At 41.7% G+C, this 19,450-nt stretch carries 12 protein-coding genes; 4 read left to right on the top strand and 8 right to left on the bottom strand.

Going from position 1 to position 19,450, the window contains the following annotated elements:
- Positions 1–145: 145 nt before the first annotated feature.
- The 7 genes from HFD85_RS17330 to arcC form a co-directional block, all read right to left on the bottom strand.
- Entirely contained in the window at positions 146–4,750 is a 4,605-nt protein-coding gene (locus HFD85_RS17330; RefSeq protein ID WP_167612738.1) for a PAS domain S-box protein, read from the bottom strand.
- Positions 4,751–5,296: 546 nt separating this feature from the next.
- A complete protein-coding gene (locus HFD85_RS17335) occupies positions 5,297–6,916 on the bottom strand; it encodes an alpha-L-fucosidase (RefSeq protein ID WP_167612740.1) in 1,620 nt (539 codons plus the stop codon).
- Between the two features lie 246 nt (positions 6,917–7,162).
- On the bottom strand, positions 7,163–7,777 hold the full coding sequence (locus tag HFD85_RS17340; protein WP_167612743.1) for a hypothetical protein: 615 nt from the start codon (positions 7,775–7,777) through the stop codon (positions 7,163–7,165).
- A 322-nt stretch (positions 7,778–8,099) separates the two neighbouring features.
- The gene (locus HFD85_RS17345; protein WP_167612745.1) at positions 8,100–8,693 is read right to left on the bottom strand and encodes a c-type cytochrome; all 594 of its coding nucleotides are present in this window, start codon (positions 8,691–8,693) and stop codon (positions 8,100–8,102) included.
- A gap of 38 nt (positions 8,694–8,731) precedes the next feature.
- Positions 8,732–9,163: a hypothetical protein gene (locus HFD85_RS17350; RefSeq protein WP_167612747.1), complete on the bottom strand. Its 432-nt coding sequence runs from the start codon at positions 9,161–9,163 to the stop codon at positions 8,732–8,734.
- A gap of 225 nt (positions 9,164–9,388) precedes the next feature.
- Entirely contained in the window at positions 9,389–10,384 is a 996-nt protein-coding gene (gene argF, locus HFD85_RS17355) for an ornithine carbamoyltransferase (protein ID WP_167612749.1), read from the bottom strand.
- Between the two features lie 30 nt (positions 10,385–10,414).
- A complete protein-coding gene (gene arcC, locus HFD85_RS17360; protein ID WP_167612751.1) occupies positions 10,415–11,386 on the bottom strand; it encodes a carbamate kinase in 972 nt (323 codons plus the stop codon).
- Positions 11,387–11,681: 295 nt separating this feature from the next.
- Between arcC and HFD85_RS17365 the strand changes: the two genes are divergently transcribed.
- On the top strand, positions 11,682–14,126 hold the full coding sequence (locus HFD85_RS17365; RefSeq protein WP_167612753.1) for an FtsK/SpoIIIE family DNA translocase: 2,445 nt from the start codon (positions 11,682–11,684) through the stop codon (positions 14,124–14,126).
- Between the two features lie 15 nt (positions 14,127–14,141).
- Positions 14,142–14,789: an outer membrane lipoprotein periplasmic chaperone LolA1 gene (gene lolA1, locus HFD85_RS17370; protein WP_167612755.1), complete on the top strand. Its 648-nt coding sequence runs from the start codon at positions 14,142–14,144 to the stop codon at positions 14,787–14,789.
- 10 nt (positions 14,790–14,799) lie between these two features.
- On the opposite strand, the gene HFD85_RS17375 is transcribed toward lolA1, so the two are convergent.
- Positions 14,800–14,982 carry a hypothetical protein gene (locus HFD85_RS17375; protein ID WP_167612757.1) on the bottom strand — a complete coding sequence of 61 codons (183 nt, stop codon included), beginning with the start codon at positions 14,980–14,982 and terminating at the stop codon, positions 14,800–14,802.
- A 226-nt stretch (positions 14,983–15,208) separates the two neighbouring features.
- On the opposite strand from HFD85_RS17375, the gene secA reads away from it, so the two are divergent.
- Together secA and lgt are read left to right on the top strand one after the other, a co-directional pair.
- Positions 15,209–18,520: a preprotein translocase subunit SecA gene (gene secA / locus HFD85_RS17380; RefSeq protein WP_167612759.1), complete on the top strand. Its 3,312-nt coding sequence runs from the start codon at positions 15,209–15,211 to the stop codon at positions 18,518–18,520.
- A gap of 28 nt (positions 18,521–18,548) precedes the next feature.
- Positions 18,549–19,367, top strand: a complete 819-nt coding sequence (gene lgt / locus HFD85_RS17385) for a prolipoprotein diacylglyceryl transferase (RefSeq protein ID WP_240925071.1) — start codon at positions 18,549–18,551, stop codon at positions 19,365–19,367.
- Positions 19,368–19,450: the final 83 nt, after the last annotated feature.

The raw sequence follows: 19,450 nt of genomic DNA on the forward strand, positions 1-19,450 counted from the left end.
AATCGGTGGCTCGAATGTGTTTAAACCAGCTGGAATTTAGTGGGTTGTAGAAAGGAATTGAATACACTTCCAAACGGGAACTTCTTCGTTGAAAGTCCTGCTTCACGTTAGTACCGACAATCAAAGTCCGGGAGTTCTGCCCACTCTATAAATATTTTTGAATCAGCTTTTTCAGATGGCTTGCATTGTAAGGTTTGGCAATATAATCGCAACAACCTGCTTCTATCGATCTGTTTTTATCCGAATCGGAAGCAAAAGCAGTTTGCGCAATGATCGGAACTTCGGTATTAACCTTTCTAATTCTTCTGGCTGCTTCCAATCCATCGAATTCGCCAGGCATTTTTATGTCCATCAATATCAGCGTAATCTCTGGATGATCAATATACATTTGAACTGCTTCAGTACCATTTTTCGCGAACAACAGCTTGTAATTACCTGCCAGTATACTTTCCAGTAAAAGGCAGTTTACTTCGTCGTCTTCGGCAATCAATATGGTTGTTGGACTTTCCACAGTTTTGATTTGTTCCTGGACTTCAACCAGCGGTTGTGTTGGTTGTGTTGGGTGGTAAGGAATACAGAATTTAAAAGTACTTCCTTTGCCCGGTTCTGATTTAACCTCTATACAACCATTTAAAATTTCAACATAAGCTTTTACGATTGACAAGCCAATTCCAGAGCCTTCGTACCCACGGGTAAGTCCTATTTCAGCCTGTACAAAACGATCAAAAATAGCTTCCTGCCTGTCTTCCGGAATTCCTTTACCGGTATCGCTAACATAAAACCAAAGCTTATCGTCTTTAATATAGTTTCCGATCTCGATTTTGCCGGTATCGGTAAATTTTACAGCGTTCTTTATCAGGTTCATTAAAATACCGTCCAGCTTGTATTTATCGGTTTTAACCTGTGCCGCAAAATCGCTGATTTCTTGGTTAATTTCAAGAGTCAATCCTTTTTCTTCGGTCTGGAGTTTAAAGAAATTGTAATAGTACTGCATCAAATCCAGCAGATTTACATCATCCTGTCGTATGGTAATGTCACCGATTTCAATTTTTGATATCTCTACAATGTCGTTAATGGTATTCATCAGGCGGTCGCCACTTTTATGGATGATATCGACAAAACCTGAGCGTTCCTGCTCATTAAGCCCCGGTTGGTTTAACAATTCAATGAATCCCAGGATACCATTCATCGGTGTTCTGATTTCATGCGAAACATTCAAGAGAAAAGCGGTTTTCAGGCGGTCGCTCTCTTCTGCTTTTTCTTTGGCGCTAATTAATTCCAGCTCGTACTCCTTTTGTTTTGTAATGTTCTCGATCTGTGAAACAAAGAATAAGGGTTCGTTTTTGCTGTTTCTAACCAGTGAAACATGAAGGTTAGCGTGAACAATATTCTCCGATTTGTTCATGTATCTTTTTACGATAAAATAGTTGGTCCTTTTTCCTTCGATGGTTTCGTTAAGCAGGTTTAAATCAAGCTGAAGGTCGTCGGGGTGGGTAATTTCCTGAAAGGTAAGATTCAGTAGCTCCTCCTCGGAATATCCAAGAATATTAGTGAGCGCCTTGTTAGTTTTTAGAAAATGTCCGGTAAGGCTAACCAGGCACATACCAACACCTGAATTCTCGAAAGCGCTGCGGAATTTGGTTTCGCTTTCTTCACTTTTTTCAATGGCTTTAAGCAGATCATCTTCATATTTTTTCTGGGCAGTTATATCGCGGCTAACTCCCCTGATGCCTTTTACATGTTTATTTTCATCAAACATCGGAGTAAGCATCACATCGTAATTTCTTATAGTACCGCCGGGCATCGGGGTGGTGGTTAGCGCTTTATATTCTTTCCCGGTTTCGATTACTTTCTGATGCATCAGTTGCCATTCTTTGGCAATTGCTTTGGGGAAGCCCAGATCCAGGTGGTTTTTGCCAATTATTTCTTCGGGCGGCATGTTCAGGGCAATACACACAGCCTTATTGACCATGGTATGACGGCATTCCAGGTCGAACGTGTAAATGAAATCCGGCGTATTATCGGCCAGATTTTTGTACTTCATTTCGCTTTCTTCCGATTTTTCTCGGGCCGCAATTAGTTCACTTTTATATTTTTCTTCTGATAGTTTCGACTGTAGCAGGGGAGATATATAGTTACATATTTCTTCGAGTAACTGCTGGTGTTCGACATTAAAATCGCCCGCTTTGTTGGCCAATACAATTTGTCCGATTAAAGTGTTGTGAAAAAGAATTGGGACAGCCAGTGCATTTTCGAGAATCAGATGCCCCATTGGAACTTCTAAATCCTTATTTTTAAATAAACTCTTTTTTTGTTTCAGACTTTCGCCCCAGACACCCAGCCATGACTTTTGGGGGAAGACTACCACTTTTCCGGGAGTTTGTTTATTGCCCCATACGCCCTGCGTCAATGTTGGGCAAACAAGTTTTTCTTCCTCGCCTTCACCTGATATATAACCGAAAAATCCAAATGTACAATCCAACGTTTCCAGAACAATATCGAGTATTGATTTATAAAATTCATCTTCGTTACTAAGGATCAAAGTATTTGATATCCGGTTCTTTAGCAGTATCTCTTCTTTCGATTTCTCCAATATTGCGTTATATTCCAGTAATTGGATTTCTGCTGTTTTTAACTCCGTAATCTCTTGTACTGTGCCAAAATATTCAATTGGGGCATTAGCTGAATCGAAGCGTAATTCACCTTCACTGCGCATCCAGATTGTCTGCCCTGTCAGCTTATGGATTATCCTGTACTCGTTGACTTGTGTTTCTTTTTTAGAAAGAATTTCTTGTGTAAGATAGCGTGACATTTTGTCCCGGTCTTCGGGATGTACCAGACTTATAAAGTCTTCCACGTTATAGGCTGATTCTCTGTTTACTCCAAAAATGCGGCTAATTTCAGGTGAAATTTCAAATATCCAGGTTTTGAGATCCAGGCTGAAATGCCCTATTCTTGCAACCCTTTGCGACTCGAGCAGTTTGCGTTCATTTTCTTCGGCTATTTCCTTTGCTTTTATCAGATTGTTTTCAACGTGAATTCGCTCCGTGATGTCCCTGTCAACACCGCGAAATCCAATGATTTCATTCTTTTCATTGGTAACAGGAACTGAATTACTTTCCAAAAATCTGACTGAGCCGTCTTTGTGTTTCCACCGCAGAACCAAATTTTGCCAGCCACAATTCTTATTGAAAGATTCCTGTAGAATATGTTCTGCTTTCTGAGCGTCGTCCTCGTGCAGTAAACGTAGTGCATCTGTACCTGCTACTTCCTCTTTCGGATATCCCAGAATGTGCTCGATGGCATCGTTGGAATAGGTGTGTACTCCTTTTAGATCGATCGCCCAAATCCAGTCTTTCGATGTTTCAACAATCGATCGTATGATGTTATTGCGTTCCCTGAGTTCGGTTTCTATTTTTTTCCTTTCCGTTATATCCCTGGCAATTCCAAGTGCAACCAACTCATTATTGATCGTTACAGGGAAGCCGGTTATTTCGAGAATTTTTTCGCCTTCGCTTGTATTTACGCGGTATTCAGTGGGGCCCGATTTTAGTCCCCTGGCATTTCGTTCCAGGTTTACTAAGGCCTTTTCCCTGTCTTCAGGAGCCAGTATTCCTTCAAAATAATTTTTCCCAACCAGCGCTTCACGTGGTGCACCAATAAGTTTTTCAGCGGCCAGGTTGCCATAAATTAAATGTCCGCTTAAATCGTTCAGGTACATAGCATCGGGAGCATTCTCAAAAATAATCTTAAAGCGTTCCTCCGACTCAGCCAGGTTTTGATGATTTTTTAGTTGATCTGAAATATCTCTGACAATGCCCTGAAAATGAATTGTATTATCAATTTTTAAAGGATTAAGGGTAACTTCCGCATCGAATACCGACTGGTCCATTCGTTTGTGTAACCAGTAAAATCGTTGCGGGATTCCCTTTTCTACTTCGCTGATGTATTGTTGTGCCTTTTCTTCCGAACTGCTTCCATCGGGTTGTTTTTCAGGAGAAAAATCAATTACCGATTTCCCGATGATATCGCTTTTGTCGCTGCATCCGAACATCTCTATGGCTTTAGCGTTGCATTCCACAAAACGCTGGTTCTGAACCAGAAAAATGGTGTCGTTTGCTGTTTCAAAAAGTGTTTGGTATTTCTTTTCGCTGGCATTTAGTAACACTTCTTTTCTTTCCAGGTACAATTCATTGCTTATCCTGATGGAAAAGAGTTGTAAATATGATTTTATCTTCGATGGTTTAGAAATGCTTTGTTGTGTATAGCAGTAGATTGCTCCAATTACTTCCTGATCTTCGTTTAGCAGAGGTAATCCTGCAAATCCGTCTAAGTTGTTTTGTTTTAGGAATTCGTATTGAGGAAATTTGTTTGCTACATTTGAGGTATAGTAGTAGAATTCTTTTCCTAAAATTTTATGTAATGGCGTATTGTAAATATCAATTGCTGTAGTTTCTGCTGGTTCGCCGTTCTCAATTCCGGCTTTAACCTGAAGTTTTTTTAATTCCTTATCAAAACTGGCAATGTACACGAATTTGACTTCCAGTAATTCAGCATAAAACGATACGAAAAAGTTTAAGAACTCGTGCCCCGAAAGACCATAATAGCCTGAAACAATTTGATTTAATCCGTTTTGTTCTACCTCTTTTATACTTTCATCAAGTAAAAGGTTAAGCGTCGAAATTTTTTTTGCCACACGTTTTAATTTCCGTGGCAATTTCGGGGAATATTTATTGGCATTCTTCTTCATACTGCTTCGGGTTAATGCCTAGTAAATTACAAAAATAACTTAAAGCCTTTATAGTCTTTGTGTTAGAATTGATTCTTTACCCTTGTATAAGGCGTAAAAATACATTTAGATTAAGCGTCTACTAATGGTTTGCAGTGCAAAACAAATAATATTTTTTGAAATACAAATACATTATAGACCTGCGATTGTTTTTTATTCGATTGTCTGGCTTCGGGGAAACGCATTTCTTCGGAACTGGTTGAGTACCAATAATGCCCGTATTTAGTTAAATAGAAAAAACAGTGTACGGCAATAACCAAAAGTTAACAGCCTGATCTAATTATTTGCTAAGCCCGCTCCTCTGATTTGAAGATTAATCGGACAGTTACTCCATCGGCATTGTTATTCAATAGAATAGTACCGCCGTGCACTTCTACTATCCAATTTCATACGTATCGTCTCGTTTATCAAGCTCGATATTAATACAGTTTCTTAATACGGTGTAATATTGAGGGAACTGTGAAACTTTTTCTAGCTGGTCAATTTCGAATTTCCTATCTATTGATGTTATTGAATTTTAAAAACAATAGGAGCAACTAAATCCATCTTTTCAGGAAGTGTAATGCTTAATCCTACTTCATCAAATTTATAAGAAACAATATCACCTCCAAGCATCTCAACTGTATCAAAATTTTCGCTGTAGTATTGGCTTTCTTTCGACAAAGATTTAACAAGTACATTCTGTCCCTTCTCAGGTAATTCCATGACTACAGCATAAAGAACATCCTCTTTTTTGGTAAACCTGATATCTTCTGAAGTATATGGACCACCTTTATTTTCATTAAACCCTTGTGCATTTATTGGATTTGCATTTTCAGCCTTGGGGCCCTCACCATAAATATGCCAGGGGCGGGTTTCGAAAATACATTCGTTATTAATATCCATCCATTTTGTAATATTTTCCACGACTTTTAATTCTTTTTCATCAATAGAACCGTCACCACGAACAGGAATATTCAGCAACAGATTACCGTTTTTACTCACAATATCTACCAATATCTGCATTACGGTTTTTGCCGACTTGTATCCGTTTCTGTTGTACACCCCACGGTCGTAATGCCAACCTCCAATGCACGTGCATGATTGCCATGGTTTTTCCTGAATATTATCAGGTGCACCCCGCTCAACATCCCAAATCATGCATTCTTTTTGCTCATCTGTAAGTATTTTACCAAAAAGAACAGCCTCTAATTTGCCGTCGTTCTGTTTCATATTTGAATTGTAAAAATGTGCGGCTATTTCCAGTCCTACATTGCTCACAGGCCATAAAGGTAAACCAGTGTCGTCAAAATAAACCAAATCGGGATTGAACTGGTTAATCATATCCACAGTACGGTTATAAAAATTTAAGCAATACTCTTCAGAAGGCATAGAAGCTCCATTATTCCAATCCCATTGTCCGTGAATGCTGCCTAAATCTTCGCTATTCGTGCTTAATGGGTGATTTTGAGCATACAGATTTTGAGGGTCAAGTCCTTCCCACCATTTACCCTTGCCATCGGCTCTTGTTAAACTCCCATCATACGGAATACCTTCATATTTGCCGTCCTTGTCAGCCATTTGCGCTGTTTCGTACCATCGCCAGGCATGTGCCGAATGGATACTCACTCCAAAGGGTAATTCATTATTTTTTGCAGCTTGAGCCCAACCTGCCAGTATATCTTTTTGGGGGCCAACTGCAACAGAATTCCACTCCTGATATTTACTGTTCCACATATCAAGATTATCGTGATGATTGCCCATTGCAAAAAAGTATTTTGCGCCTGCCCGTTTATATAAAGCAACTAATTCTTCAGGATCCCACTTTTCTGCTTTCCATTCATTTATTACGTCTTTAAACCCAAACTCGGATGGGTGACCATAGTGCTCTAAATGGTATTTGTACTGCCAATGTCCTTCGGAATACATGTGCCGTGCATACCAGTCACCTGCTTCGGGTTGACATTGGGGACCCCAGTGCGCCCAGATACCAAATTTGGCATCACGAAACCATTCCGGTACTTCATATTGTTTTAAAGAATTCCAGTTAGGTTCAAATATTCCTGTCTGCATTTTTTCCTTTGTATTCTCTTTACATGAAATCATTAAAATAATGCATGTAAATATTATAATTCCTTTCATTTGCATGATTCGTTCATTTTGTAATAATTAGTTGCCTTCTTAAATTATCTGCTTAGTTTTAGTTGTAAAGCCTCTACTCTGCATGTGCACAACGGTTGGTAAATTTTGTCGCGGTCCCAAGTACTCGGGAGAGAGTGTTCCTGTCCGCCAGGACGGAGTTGCGAAACGACCCCGAGCATTCGGGGGCAGTTGGCGTACCACCGAACCACGCCCTGCAATAAGTACTGTGTTAACGGCTGGTATTTAATATTTTTATAGCTCTGTATCGATTCCACGTATCCAGATTTTATTTGCTTCCTCAATATTTTCTTTGGTCTTAGTAACAAGTCGAATCACATTTGCATTTAATTTTTCTTTCTCAATTTTAATCACTTGACTTTCAATTTTAAGAATGTAGTTTTCATCTATAAGGAACTCATTGTAGTCACTTTTTACTACATCGTTGTCAATTATAAAAATTGTTGGAATTTGACTTGGTTTTAAATATTTTGATTTTAAATCAGTTAATGAAATTATTTTAGGTACATATTCTTTTTTCATTTTTATATGAATCTGACCATAATATGTCTTGTTCCCAAGCGTAACTTCCTCTTTGATCACAGTCACACTGTCGATAAATTGACGATTTAATGTTTTTAATATTGATTGGTTAAAATATTTTCCATCAATAAAATAAGCTGGTTGTCTCTCGGGTTTGTTTGTCTCTAAATGTACTACTTTAAGAGGTGAGTTAATGTCGACTTTCTCATGAGTTATGGATTTATTGTTGTTAGTCGATATTATAGCATTTTTGCTTTTCAGCTCTTTTTCTTGTCCGTTTAAGGATAAAGTCAAGACACAGATTGTAAATGTGATAATTCGCTTCATTGTCAGTTTATCGTCTGGTTTTTAAACTTGCTATTAACGTACGGTGTGCCTTATTCCGGTTTTATTTGCGGGCGCATTTTCAAGATTAATCGTTTATTGATTCAGACAACTACCGGAATAAAAATAGACATAATTACGAATTGGTGCTGCTTTAGGGAGCATGTTTTTGAGCGGGTGTGTTTGTTTCGTGGGGCGCAACTGAAGTTTTGATCGCTTTTTTGCCCGACAATGATTCAGTGTGCTGCTTTCGCTGTTCAATAAAAGAGGATGTCAAAATCTGACATCCTCTTTAAATAGCTCTGGCGCAAAGGCTATGAGAAATTTACATGTCGTTTGGTGAAATTGGGGCGGGTACCACGTTTCTAACCGGCGGGATGCTTTTGAGGTAAGCAAAAATGGCTTTCACATCCTGATCTTTTAAGTTTGTAAAGTTAAACCAGGGCATCGGCGGGAGGAGCGTTCGGCTGCCTTCAATGCCTTTGAATTTGCCTTCGGTAAGCGCCCGTTTGAACTGTTCTTCGGTCCAGGTGCCAATGCCGCTTACATCGGGGGTAATGTTGGCGGCATACGAAATACCCCACGGACCGGCTGCCGCTGTCAAATCGGGATTAAAAATACCGTACCCTTTATTGGTCAGCGAGGTGTCGGTGACCATCGGCGGATAATCGGACTGAAATCCCGATAGCATCAGTTCGGGAATGATTTCGGGTCCATTCGGGCCCATTTTCTTGGGCGAATGGCAATCGTGACATCCCATGCTGGTAACCAGGTACTCGCCGTGTTTTATCAGTTCGGCTTCTGAAAGTGTAGTTTCGGCACCCGTGTCTTCTTTTGTTGCTGAACCGGTGGTGCACGATGTGTTGAACAGGGCCGTACAAATGGCGCCTACTACAAAGAGATAAGTAACTTTCTTCATAAATGAATTTGTTAGATTTTATTATTTACGTATAAAAATTAATCTTTTACTTTTCGGCTGAGATAACTGGTTGATTTGTTGACATAACCCGCGAATTCCTGTTGCAATTTCTGCGCGGCTTCCTCAGAACCTTGCTGCTTTACAAAGGCATCCCACCATTTTACATCGTTGGGGGAGACTTTCCATTCCATATCAGCCGGGCCATTATCCAGTTTCCAGATGGCCATAGCATCGTATTCACCGGTCGACATCCAGTACAGTTCCGGGCCAGGTGTTCCGGCTTCTTTGCCGGCTGCCTCGTATTGCTTAATAATGTCCTGTACTTTGCCCACGGTACCTTGTTTAAAATCGATCAGCACCACCTGGTACCATTCTACATTTTCAAATTTTGAGGGTTTCACTTCGTCTTGTGCCATAGCGCTTGACGCTATCAAAAGACCTAACACGATTAACAAACACAACTTTTTCATAAACTCGTTTTTTAGTTATACATATTGTAATAATCACTTTACTAACTATTTCATAAAGCGAGTTGATTTTGGTGAAAAAAGTTTTGGGAGAATTATGTCAAAAAAAGTTACGACTTATTTAGACTAATTCAAAATACTTGTGTTGATTTTTGATATTGATAAACGTTGAAGGGGGAATTGGAGGAAACAACACCCCACCATATTTTGAGGTGTTGTTTATAAATTTTAAGCCAGTGTTGCTACCATTACGGCTTTAATGGTATGCATACGGTTTTCGGCTTGTTCGAATACTACCGAGGCCGGACTTTCAAATACTTCATCGGTCACTTCCATGGCTTCGAGGCCGAACTTCTGATAAATTTCTTCGCCAATTTTAGTTGAACGGTTGTGGAACGCCGGTAAACAATGCAGGAATTTTACCTCAGGATTTCCTGTTAACTCCATTGCTTTTTTGTTCACCCGGAAGGGAAGGAGTAGTTTTATACGTTCGGCCCACACTTCGTCGGGTTCACCCATCGACACCCACACATCAGTGTACAAAAAGTCGCAGTCTTTCACAGCTTCGGCCACATTATCCGTGATCGTTATTTTTGCTCCTGTTTCGGCTGCAATTTCGCGGCACTGTTCCTGCAATTCTGTTGATGGCTGGCATTCAGCCGGTGCTGCAGCCCTGAAATCCATACCGAGTTTGGCAGCGCCCACCATCAGCGAGTTGCCCATGTTGTTGCGTGCATCGCCCAGGTAACAGAATTTAATTTCTGAAAGTGGTTTATGGCAGTGTTCTTTCATTGTCAGGAAATCGGCCAGGATCTGTGTCGGGTGAAACTCGTTGGTGAGGCCGTTCCAAACCGGCACTTTTGAGTACTTGCCCAATTCTTCAACAATTTCCTGTCCGTATCCACGGTACTCAATGCCGTCGTACATGCCGGCCAGCACGCGGGCTGTATCTTTCATCGATTCTTTTTGTCCGATTTGTGAGCCTGTTGGTCCAAGGTAGGTAACATTTGCCCCCTGGTCGTAAGCAGCCACCTCAAAAGCACAGCGTGTACGCGTCGACGACTTTTCAAAGATCAAAGCAATGTTTTTACCTGTCAGGTTCTTTTGCTCGTTGTTGTTGTATTTGTCGCGTTTTAGTCTCTCCGACAGTTCCAGCAAATAACTGATCTCGTCGGGTGTAAAATCGAGGAGTTTCAAAAAGTTTCGGTTCTTTAAATTGGTCATTTTATCCGGTTTTTATAATGATTCAACGTTTTAATTGTCATATTCCAGCGTGATCTTCGATCCGTATGAGCGATCCTCAAGTTTGGTTGCTTCGGTGATCACACTCTTCATTCCACCCCGTTCAATAAAATTCAGACAGGCCCTGATTTTGGGTTCCATGGTGCCTTCAGCAAATGTACCATTTTCGAGGTGTTTTACCGTATCGGCATAGTTCAAAAACTCCAGTTTCTCCTGTGTAGGCAGTCCGTAATCTTTAAAAATGAATGGCACGTCGGTGAGAATATACAACTCGTCGGCCTTGATATTTGCCGCCAGCAGGCTCGATGCCATGTCTTTATCGATCACTGCATCGAGTGTACGAACTTCACCCGCTTCGTCGTAATACACCGGAATTCCGCCACCACCCGCAGCAATTACTATATTGCCGGCACGTACCAGCGTTTCAATCAGTTCTTTGTTAATAATATCAAGCGGAGCTGGAGAGGGAACAACCCGGCGAAATGCACCTGGAACTTTAGTAGTTGGTTTAAACATCCAGCCTTTATCGTTTGCGAGCTGATCGGCCTCCTCCTTTGTATATATTTTCCCGATCCGTTTCGACGGATTATTAAAAGCAGGATCGTTCTGATCGACCTCAACCAGCGTCACCAGCGTGATCACATTTTTAGTGATGCCGTGTTTTTTCAATACATTTCGCATCATGCGCTCAATCATGTAACCGATACCGCCCTGCGAATCGGCCACACAAATATCGAGTGGCATCGGTGCGATCTTGTACAGTTGTTCGCCGGCATCGTTTCGCATGAGGATGTTTCCCACCTGAGGCCCGTTGCCGTGCGTGATCACCAGGTTGTAACCGTCTTTAATCAGGTACACCAGGTTTTCGAGGGTGTCGGTCGCATTCTTTTCCTGTTGTTCTATCGTGCCTTCTTCCGAACCGCGCAAAATGGCATTGCCACCCAGCGCTACAACTGCCAGTTTTTCCGTTGTGATTTTATTCATTGCGCGTAAAAGTTAATAGCAATCAGTTGTTTATACGGATATAAATCTAAAATTTCCGGCGAAAAAAAGAACTGCGGAATATCTTGTTTTCTCGCTAAAACAACTATTTAAAAACAGCAAAGGAATGTGCCTGATTATCATTTGAATTACAGCTGTTTCGCAAACTTCCGGTTTTTAAGCCAAAAGGGTGTTTTTGTTAACACATTATTCTTAATAGCTTTTGAAACTCAAAAGAAATCAGCCCAAACAAGCTGACTTTTTTTAACTAAATTTGCGCCAATATAAAAACAGTTCAATGGCATTTAGACGAAAAAAGCCGGCAAAAACAAAATCAAAAGCGAAGAAAAAGCGGACTTCTATTTTTAAAAATGAAAAGTTCCGCTTCATTTTTGGAATTTTACTTCTGAGCATTTCTGCGTATTTACTCATTTCCTTTGTTTCGTTTCTGTTTTACGGAGCCGAAGACCAAAGTATTATGGATAATTCGTGGCGCGAATTTCTTTTCAATTCCGAAATAAATGTCAAGAATAACGGAATGAAACTGGGAGCCTTGCTCTCTGAAAAAATTATTAACGGAGGTTTTGGGCTGGCGTCGTTTATTTTCATTTACATGCTGGCTTTGACCGGCCTAAAGATCATTGGCCGAAACATCAACCGTTTTCGGCAAAGCATTATTTACAGCCTGATCTCGGTAATTTGGTTGTCGCTGGCTCTAGGGCTGATTTTTAATAAAACCACCTCCGATTCATTTATCTATCTTGGCGGCCATTACGGCTTTGTGCTTAGTAACTGGATGCGTTCGCTGATTGGCATGGTGGGGCTAATACTTTTACTGCTGATTACGGGTGTAATGATCATTGTCATTCGTTTTGATAAGGCATTTGCCTTTCTCAACAATCTGGTTCGGCCCGGACAAAAAGAAGCTGTTGCAGAAGTGGAAGACGACGAAGATGATGATGACGATCTGGAACCTTTCGAAGAGGAATTGGAAGATGATGATACCTTGATTGGTGAAGACGATATCACCAAAGTAATTGATGAAGACGACGTTGTACGTGCCATTTTTGAAGCAGATGGCGACGACGATTTTGAAGCTGCGGTAAATGAAGAGCCCGAGGATGAAATAGAGACTGTGAAACCCACAGCAGAGACGGAAGCGGAAGACGAAGACCTGAGCCTGGATGTGGAGCCAAAAGTTGAAGAAGAAGAAGCTGACGAGATCAATCCGGAGGAACTGGAGGATTATGATCCAACACTTGACCTTTCGAGCTATAAATTTCCAACACTCGATTTACTCGAAGATCATAAGTTTGGAGATGCCGAGGTGAAACAGGAAGAACTGGTAGCCAACAAAAACAGAATTGTTGAAACGCTCCGTCATTACAAGATCGAGATTACAAAAATTCGCGCTACAATTGGGCCAACCATCACTTTGTACGAGATTGTTCCGGCCCCGGGAGTTCGAATTTCGAAAATAAAAAACCTGGAAGACGATATTGCTTTAAGTTTGTCGGCGCTTGGAATTCGTATTATTGCACCAATCCCGGGACGCGGTACCATCGGTATCGAGGTGCCAAACCAGAATCCTGAGGTGGTTTCCATGCATTCGATAATTCGATCGAAGAAATTCCAGGAAAGTACAGCCGAATTGCCAATAGCTCTGGGTAAAACCATTTCGAATGAAACTTACCTGTTCGATTTGGCCAAGATGCCGCACATTCTGGTAGCCGGTGCTACCGGTCAGGGTAAATCGGTTGGGGTGAACGTGATCATCACTTCATTGCTGTACAAAAAACACCCGGCGCAGTTGAAGTTTGTTTTTATCGACCCGAAAAAAGTTGAGCTGAACATCTATTCGGTAATCGAGAAACACTACCTGGCAAAATTGCCTGATTCGGAAGAACCCGTGATCACTGACATTCAGAAAGTGAAAAATACACTGAATTCGGTGAACATTGAAATGGACACGCGTTACGACTTGCTGAAGGCGGCGCATGCCAGAAATATTAAGGAATACAACAAGAAATTTATCAGCCGGAAACTGAATCCGGAAAAAGGCCATAAATACATGCCTTACATTGTTGTGATCATCGACGAATTTGCCGACCTGATCATGACAGCCGGTAAAGAAATCGAACTTCCCATTGCCCGTATTGCACAGTTGGCGCGTGCCGTTGGTATTCATATGATCATTGCCACTCAGCGACCATCAACCAACATTATCACGGGTGTTATCAAAGCAAACTTCCCGGCCAGGATCGCATTTAAGGTGGCTTCTATGATCGACTCACGAACTATCCTCGATACTCCGGGAGCCAACCAGCTGATCGGAAAAGGAGATATGCTAATCGCTTCGGGAAGCGAAATTACACGTGTTCAGTGTGCCTTTGTTGATACGCCGGAAGTTGAAAAGATTTGCTCTTTTATTTCGGAACAGCGTGGCTACCCAACCGCCTTCCTGTTGCCGGAGTATGTTGGCGACGATGAGCCGGGACCGGGTGCTGTTGACCTGAACAACCGCGACGATCTGTTCGACGATGCAGCCCGTGTTGTGGTGGCCAATCAAATGGGATCGACTTCGATGATCCAGCGCCGTTTCTCGATTGGTTATAACCGCGCCGGTCGTTTGATGGATCAACTGGAAGCAGCCGGAATTGTAGGACCTAGCGAAGGCAGTAAAGCCCGCCAGGTGCTGATTTCGGATGAATACAGTTTGGAACAATTATTGAATAACTTATAGGCTAGAAATTATAAGATGAAGAGATTATTAGCAGTATTTGCAGTGTTACTGGCTGCAAACCTTGTTTGGGCCCAAAACGACAAAGCCAAACAAATTCTGGATGAAGTGAGCGCAAAAACGAAGACATTTAAAAGCATGTCGGCTGATTTTGTGTTTACAATGGATAACGATGAAATGGAAATTCACGAAAAAAATGAAGGAACCATTCATGTTAAAGGCCAGAAATACGTGGTTAAATTGCCCAAGCTTGGTGTTGAAGTTTATTCCGATGGAGAAACCATCTGGAATTACATGAAAGACGGAAACCAGGTAACCATCAGCAATCTGGAAGATGCGGAAAGTGAATTGATGGATCCGTCATCGATATTCAGTATTTACGAGCGTGGATTCAAATCGGAGTTTGTGGCTGAAATGAATGAAGGTGGAAAAACAGTTTACAAGATCAACCTCTTTCCGGATTCTGAAGAATACCAGGTTACAAAAATAGAGGTTTCTATCGATAAAGCCACTTTATTATTGAGTTCGGCGACATTGCACGCTACTGATGATAACACCTACAGTATTCTCGTGAAGAAAATGGAACCTAATAAAGACTTCTCCGATTCGGAGTTTGTGTTTGATAAGAGCAAGTACGGCGATGTGGAAGTGATCGACTTCAGGTAGTTTTAAGGATTTAAATGCAGCCGCAAACAAAGCCGTCGGCAAGGCTGTCGAGTACGATCTTTTCTTCTGCTTTTTCCTGTTCGCTTCCTTTGCAACCCGAGCAAACAGGCATATTCACAACCGGATTTACAGATGATGTTTCGGAGCTGATATCCTTCTTGCAAACAAAGCAGGTATTCTTGATGTTTTCCATTTGATGATCGAGTTTGTGGCAAAAATAGGAAAATATGTGGTGTGCGGATGTACCAATAATGGCAGGCTTTTTTAAGATACGCGGAAAACTTGTCTGAAATACAGCCGATGTGGCGTTTGGCACGATTATTATGAACTAGCCACACATTAGTGAAACAATAGTTTTTTTAGCCTGCACATTTAATTAAATTTGCGGTGCTTTTTTAAAACGTTCAATTTGAAACAAAATGGCATTTGTAACCAAAATTCTGGGGAAGATCCTCGGAGATAAATCAGAAAGAGACATTAAGGAGATTTCCCCGATAATTAATCAAATTAAAGAGGAATATAAGCGGGTGGTTGGTTTGTCGAACGACGAATTAAGAGCCGAGTCGGATAAACTTAAGCAGATAATTGCAGATAGAATAAAGCCTGAAGAGGAAGAAATCGCCGCATTAAAGCTTGAAGCCGAAGAAGTTGAAATCCAGAATTCGGAGAAAATATACGAGCGCATCGATAAACTCGAAGAAAAGATCGATGAAAAAATCGAGGAGGTTTTAAATGAAATTCTTCCTGTTGCTTTTGCGGTGGTAAAAGAAACGGCGCGTAGGTTTACCGAAAACGAAAAGGTTGAAGTTACGGCGAATGATTTCGATCGTAACCTGGCTGCTTCGCGCGATAGTATCAATATACAAGGTGATAAAGCCATTTGGAACAACACCTGGATGGCCGGTGGTAGTCCGGTAACCTGGAACATGGTGCATTACGATGTTCAGCTGATTGGTGGTGTGGTTCTGCACAAAGGAAACATTGCAGAGATGGCAACCGGTGAAGGTAAAACGCTGGTGGCTACTTTACCGGTATTCCTGAATGCACTTACCGGAAAAGGTGTGCATGTGGTTACGGTGAACGACTACCTTGCAAAACGTGACGCCGAATGGATGGGACCGATCTTCGAATTCCACGGGCTTTCGGTAGATTGTATCGACAAACATCAGCCGAACTCTGAAGCACGCCGAAATGCCTACAACGCTTCTATCACCTACGGTACCAACAACGAGTTCGGGTTCGACTACCTGCGCGACAACATGGCTATCAATCCTGAGGATCTGGTACAGCGTAAACATCAATATGCCATCGTGGATGAGGTAGACTCGGTTTTGGTGGATGATGCACGTACGCCGTTGATCATTTCGGGGCCGGTACCAAAAGGTGAAAATCAGCAGTTCGAAGAGCTTAAAGGATACGTTGAAAAACTGTACAAAGCTCAGCGCGACCTGATCAACAAGATCTTTATCGATGCCAAAAAGCTCCTTACAAAAGAGGATGCAACCAACGACGAGAAAAAAGAAGGTGGATTGTTACTGCTTCGTGCACACAAAGGTCTGCCTAAAAATAAATCGATTATAAAGTTCCTGAGCGAAGAAGGAATGAAAGGTGTTCTGCAAAAGACTGAAAACTTTTACATGCAGGAAAACAGCAAGAACATGCACATCGTAACCGATCCGTTGTACTTTATCATCGACGAGAAACAAAATTCTGTGGAGCTGACCGATAAAGGTATCGATCTGATTTCGCAGGGTATGGAAGATGCCGAGTTCTTTGTGTTGCCCGATATGGGGAGCAAAATGGCAGAACTCGATAATTCCGGTCTCGATCCCGAAAAACGTCAGGAAGAAAAAGACAGACTTTTACAGGATTACGCTATAAAATCGGAACGTGTTCATACCATCAATCAGTTGTTTAAAGCTTATACCATGTTCGAAAAAGACGTGGAATATGTGGTGATCGACAACAAGGTGAAAATTGTGGATGAGCAAACCGGCCGTATCATGGAAGGGCGTCGTTATTCCGACGGGCTTCACCAGGCTATTGAAGCAAAAGAACGGGTTAAAGTGGAGGCTGCAACCCAGACCTTCGCCACCATCACGCTTCAGAACTACTTCAGAATGTACCACAAGCTGTCGGGTATGACAGGTACTGCCGAAACCGAGGCAGGAGAATTCTGGGACATCTACAAATTGGAGGTGGTTGTTATTCCAACCAACAAACCAATTGTTCGCGACGACAGACAGGACCTGGTATATAAAACCAAACGCGAAAAATACAATGCCGTTATCGACGAAATTGTGAACCTGCACAATGCCGGAAGACCGGTGCTGGTAGGTACAACTTCGGTTGAAATTTCGGAATTGTTAAGCCGAATGCTAAAAATAAAAGGCATCAAACACAATGTATTGAACGCGAAATTACATGCGCGTGAAGCTGAAATTGTGGCTGAAGCCGGTCATTCAGGAACTGTGACCATCGCTACGAACATGGCTGGTCGTGGTACCGACATCAAACTTACGCCAGAAGTTAAAGAAGCAGGCGGTTTGGCCATTATCGGTACCGAGCGTCACGATTCACGACGCGTTGACCGTCAGTTACGTGGTCGTGCCGGTCGTCAGGGAGACCCGGGTTCTTCTCAGTTCTATGTATCGCTCGAAGATGATTTGATGCGTTTGTTCGGTTCGGATAGAATTTCCGGTGTTATGGACCGTCTTGGTTTGGAAGAGGGTGAAGTGATCCAGCATTCCATGATCTCGAAATCGATTGAGCGTGCTCAGAAAAAAGTGGAAGAGAACAACTTTGGTATTCGTAAACGACTGCTGGAATACGACGATGTGATGAACTCGCAGCGTGAAGTGGTTTACAAAAAACGCCGCCATGCTTTGTTTGGCGAACGTCTGGAAGTAGATCTTCTGAATATGATGTACGATTCAGTTGAAGAACTCGTAAATGAATATCACGGTTCAGATATGTTCGAAGATTTCAACATGGAACTGATGCGACTATTGTCAATGGAATCGCCGGTTGACCATGAAGAATTTAAAAAACTGAGTGCTTCTGAAATTTCAGAACGTATTTACGATAAAATGATCAACGGGTACAACCGTAAAGTGGATACCATTGCCAAGCAGGCGTATCCGGTGATCAAAAATGTTTACGAGACCAAAAAAGAGGTTTACAAAAACATCGTGGTTCCGATCACTGACGGAAAACGCATTTTCCAGATCATTTGTAACCTCGAAAAAGCATACAATAATAAAGGTAAAGAGCTGGTAAAATCGTACCAGAAGCAAATTGTACTGAATACCATCGATGAAGCCTGGAAGGAACAGCTGCGCGAAATGGACGATCTGAAACAATCGGTTCAGAATGCAACTTACGAGCAGAAAGATCCGCTTTTGATCTATAAATTCGAATCGTTTAACCTGTTCAAGGTGCTCATCAATAAAGTGAATAAGCAGGTGGTTTCAACGCTGATGAAGGGGCAAATTCCGATTCAGAATCCGGAACAGGTGCGTGAAGCAGAAACACGTCGTAAGATGGATATGAGCCGATTCAAAACTCAGAAATCGGAACTGCCCGGGGCTGAAAATGCCATGGAAGGCGCCAATACGCAAACACAGGAACGTTCGAAACCTCAACCAGTAACGGTTGAAAAAAGGGTAGGGCGAAACGATCCGTGTCCTTGCGGAAGTGGTAAGAAATACAAGCAGTGTCACGGTAAATAACTAAGCTTATTGCTAAAAAGATATAAGAATGATACACATCCTGAACTTTATCCATTGGAACGTTAATCCGGAGATCTTTCACATTGGCTCCTTGTCGGTTCGCTGGTACGGTTTGCTTTTTGCTTCCGGTTTCCTGATCGGGTATTACATTGGCGAGTACATGTTGAAATCGGAAAAGGTGAATCCCAAATGGATCGACAGTTTGTTCTTTTACCTGATTATTGCCACTGTAGTTGGCGCTCGGTTGGGGCATGTATTTTTTTATGGATGGGAGTATTATTCGCAGCACCCTGCCGAAATATTTAAAGTTTGGCATGGAGGTCTGGCCAGTCACGGCGGAGCCATAGGTATTTTGGTAGCCTTGTTTATCCATTCAAAAGTGGTAACCAAACGCACCATGCTTTGGACACTCGACAGGGTAGTGGTTCCTACTGCGCTGGTAGCTGCATTTATTCGCACTGGAAACCTTATGAACTCCGAGATTTACGGGATTCAAACCAGTTTGCCATGGGGATTTATTTTCGAAAGAAATGGTGAGACGCTTGCAAAACACCCGACGCAGATATACGAAGCACTTGCTTATTTACTTACTTTTGGGGTGTTGATGTACCTGTATTGGAAGACCAACTCTAAAAACCGTCCGGGATTATTAATGGGGGTTTTCTTTATAATGGTATTCGCTGCACGATTTTTTATTGAATTTATTAAGGAAGATCAGGAAGCCTTTGAAGCCGGCATGGCCTTGAACATGGGACAATGGCTGAGTATACCATTTGTACTTACCGGAATATTTTTAGTGATCAGGGCAATTAAAAAACCGGAGCAGATTTTTAACAATCGACAATAAATATTTGTTAATAATAGAAAAAATACTAATTAGTGTTTTGTTGCGGTTTTGAAAAACGTTTATTTTGTAAATTAATTTAGAAT

The organism is Maribellus sediminis (assembly GCF_011799805.1).
GTDB classification, from domain to species: Bacteria; Bacteroidota; Bacteroidia; order Bacteroidales; family Prolixibacteraceae; genus Draconibacterium; species Draconibacterium sediminis_A.

Bases quoted from the DNA above. Each gene is read 5' to 3' on its own strand.
- lolA1 (WP_167612755.1), top strand. From the start codon at position 14,142: ATGAAGAGATTATTAGCAGTATTTGCAGTGTTACTGGCTGCAAACCTT.
- HFD85_RS17345 (WP_167612745.1), bottom strand. From the start codon at position 8,693: ATGAAGAAAGTTACTTATCTCTTTGTAGTAGGCGCCATTTGTACGGCC.
- arcC (WP_167612751.1), bottom strand. From the start codon at position 11,386: ATGAATAAAATCACAACGGAAAAACTGGCAGTTGTAGCGCTGGGTGGC.
- HFD85_RS17350 (WP_167612747.1), bottom strand. From the start codon at position 9,163: ATGAAAAAGTTGTGTTTGTTAATCGTGTTAGGTCTTTTGATAGCGTCA.
- HFD85_RS17330 (WP_167612738.1), bottom strand. From the start codon at position 4,750: ATGAAGAAGAATGCCAATAAATATTCCCCGAAATTGCCACGGAAATTA.
- HFD85_RS17340 (WP_167612743.1), bottom strand. From the start codon at position 7,777: ATGAAGCGAATTATCACATTTACAATCTGTGTCTTGACTTTATCCTTA.
- HFD85_RS17365 (WP_167612753.1), top strand. From the start codon at position 11,682: ATGGCATTTAGACGAAAAAAGCCGGCAAAAACAAAATCAAAAGCGAAG.
- secA (WP_167612759.1), top strand. From the start codon at position 15,209: ATGGCATTTGTAACCAAAATTCTGGGGAAGATCCTCGGAGATAAATCA.
- argF (WP_167612749.1), bottom strand. From the start codon at position 10,384: ATGACCAATTTAAAGAACCGAAACTTTTTGAAACTCCTCGATTTTACA.
- lgt (WP_240925071.1), top strand. From the start codon at position 18,549: ATGATACACATCCTGAACTTTATCCATTGGAACGTTAATCCGGAGATC.
- HFD85_RS17375 (WP_167612757.1), bottom strand. From the start codon at position 14,982: ATGGAAAACATCAAGAATACCTGCTTTGTTTGCAAGAAGGATATCAGC.
- HFD85_RS17335 (WP_167612740.1), bottom strand. From the start codon at position 6,916: ATGCAAATGAAAGGAATTATAATATTTACATGCATTATTTTAATGATT.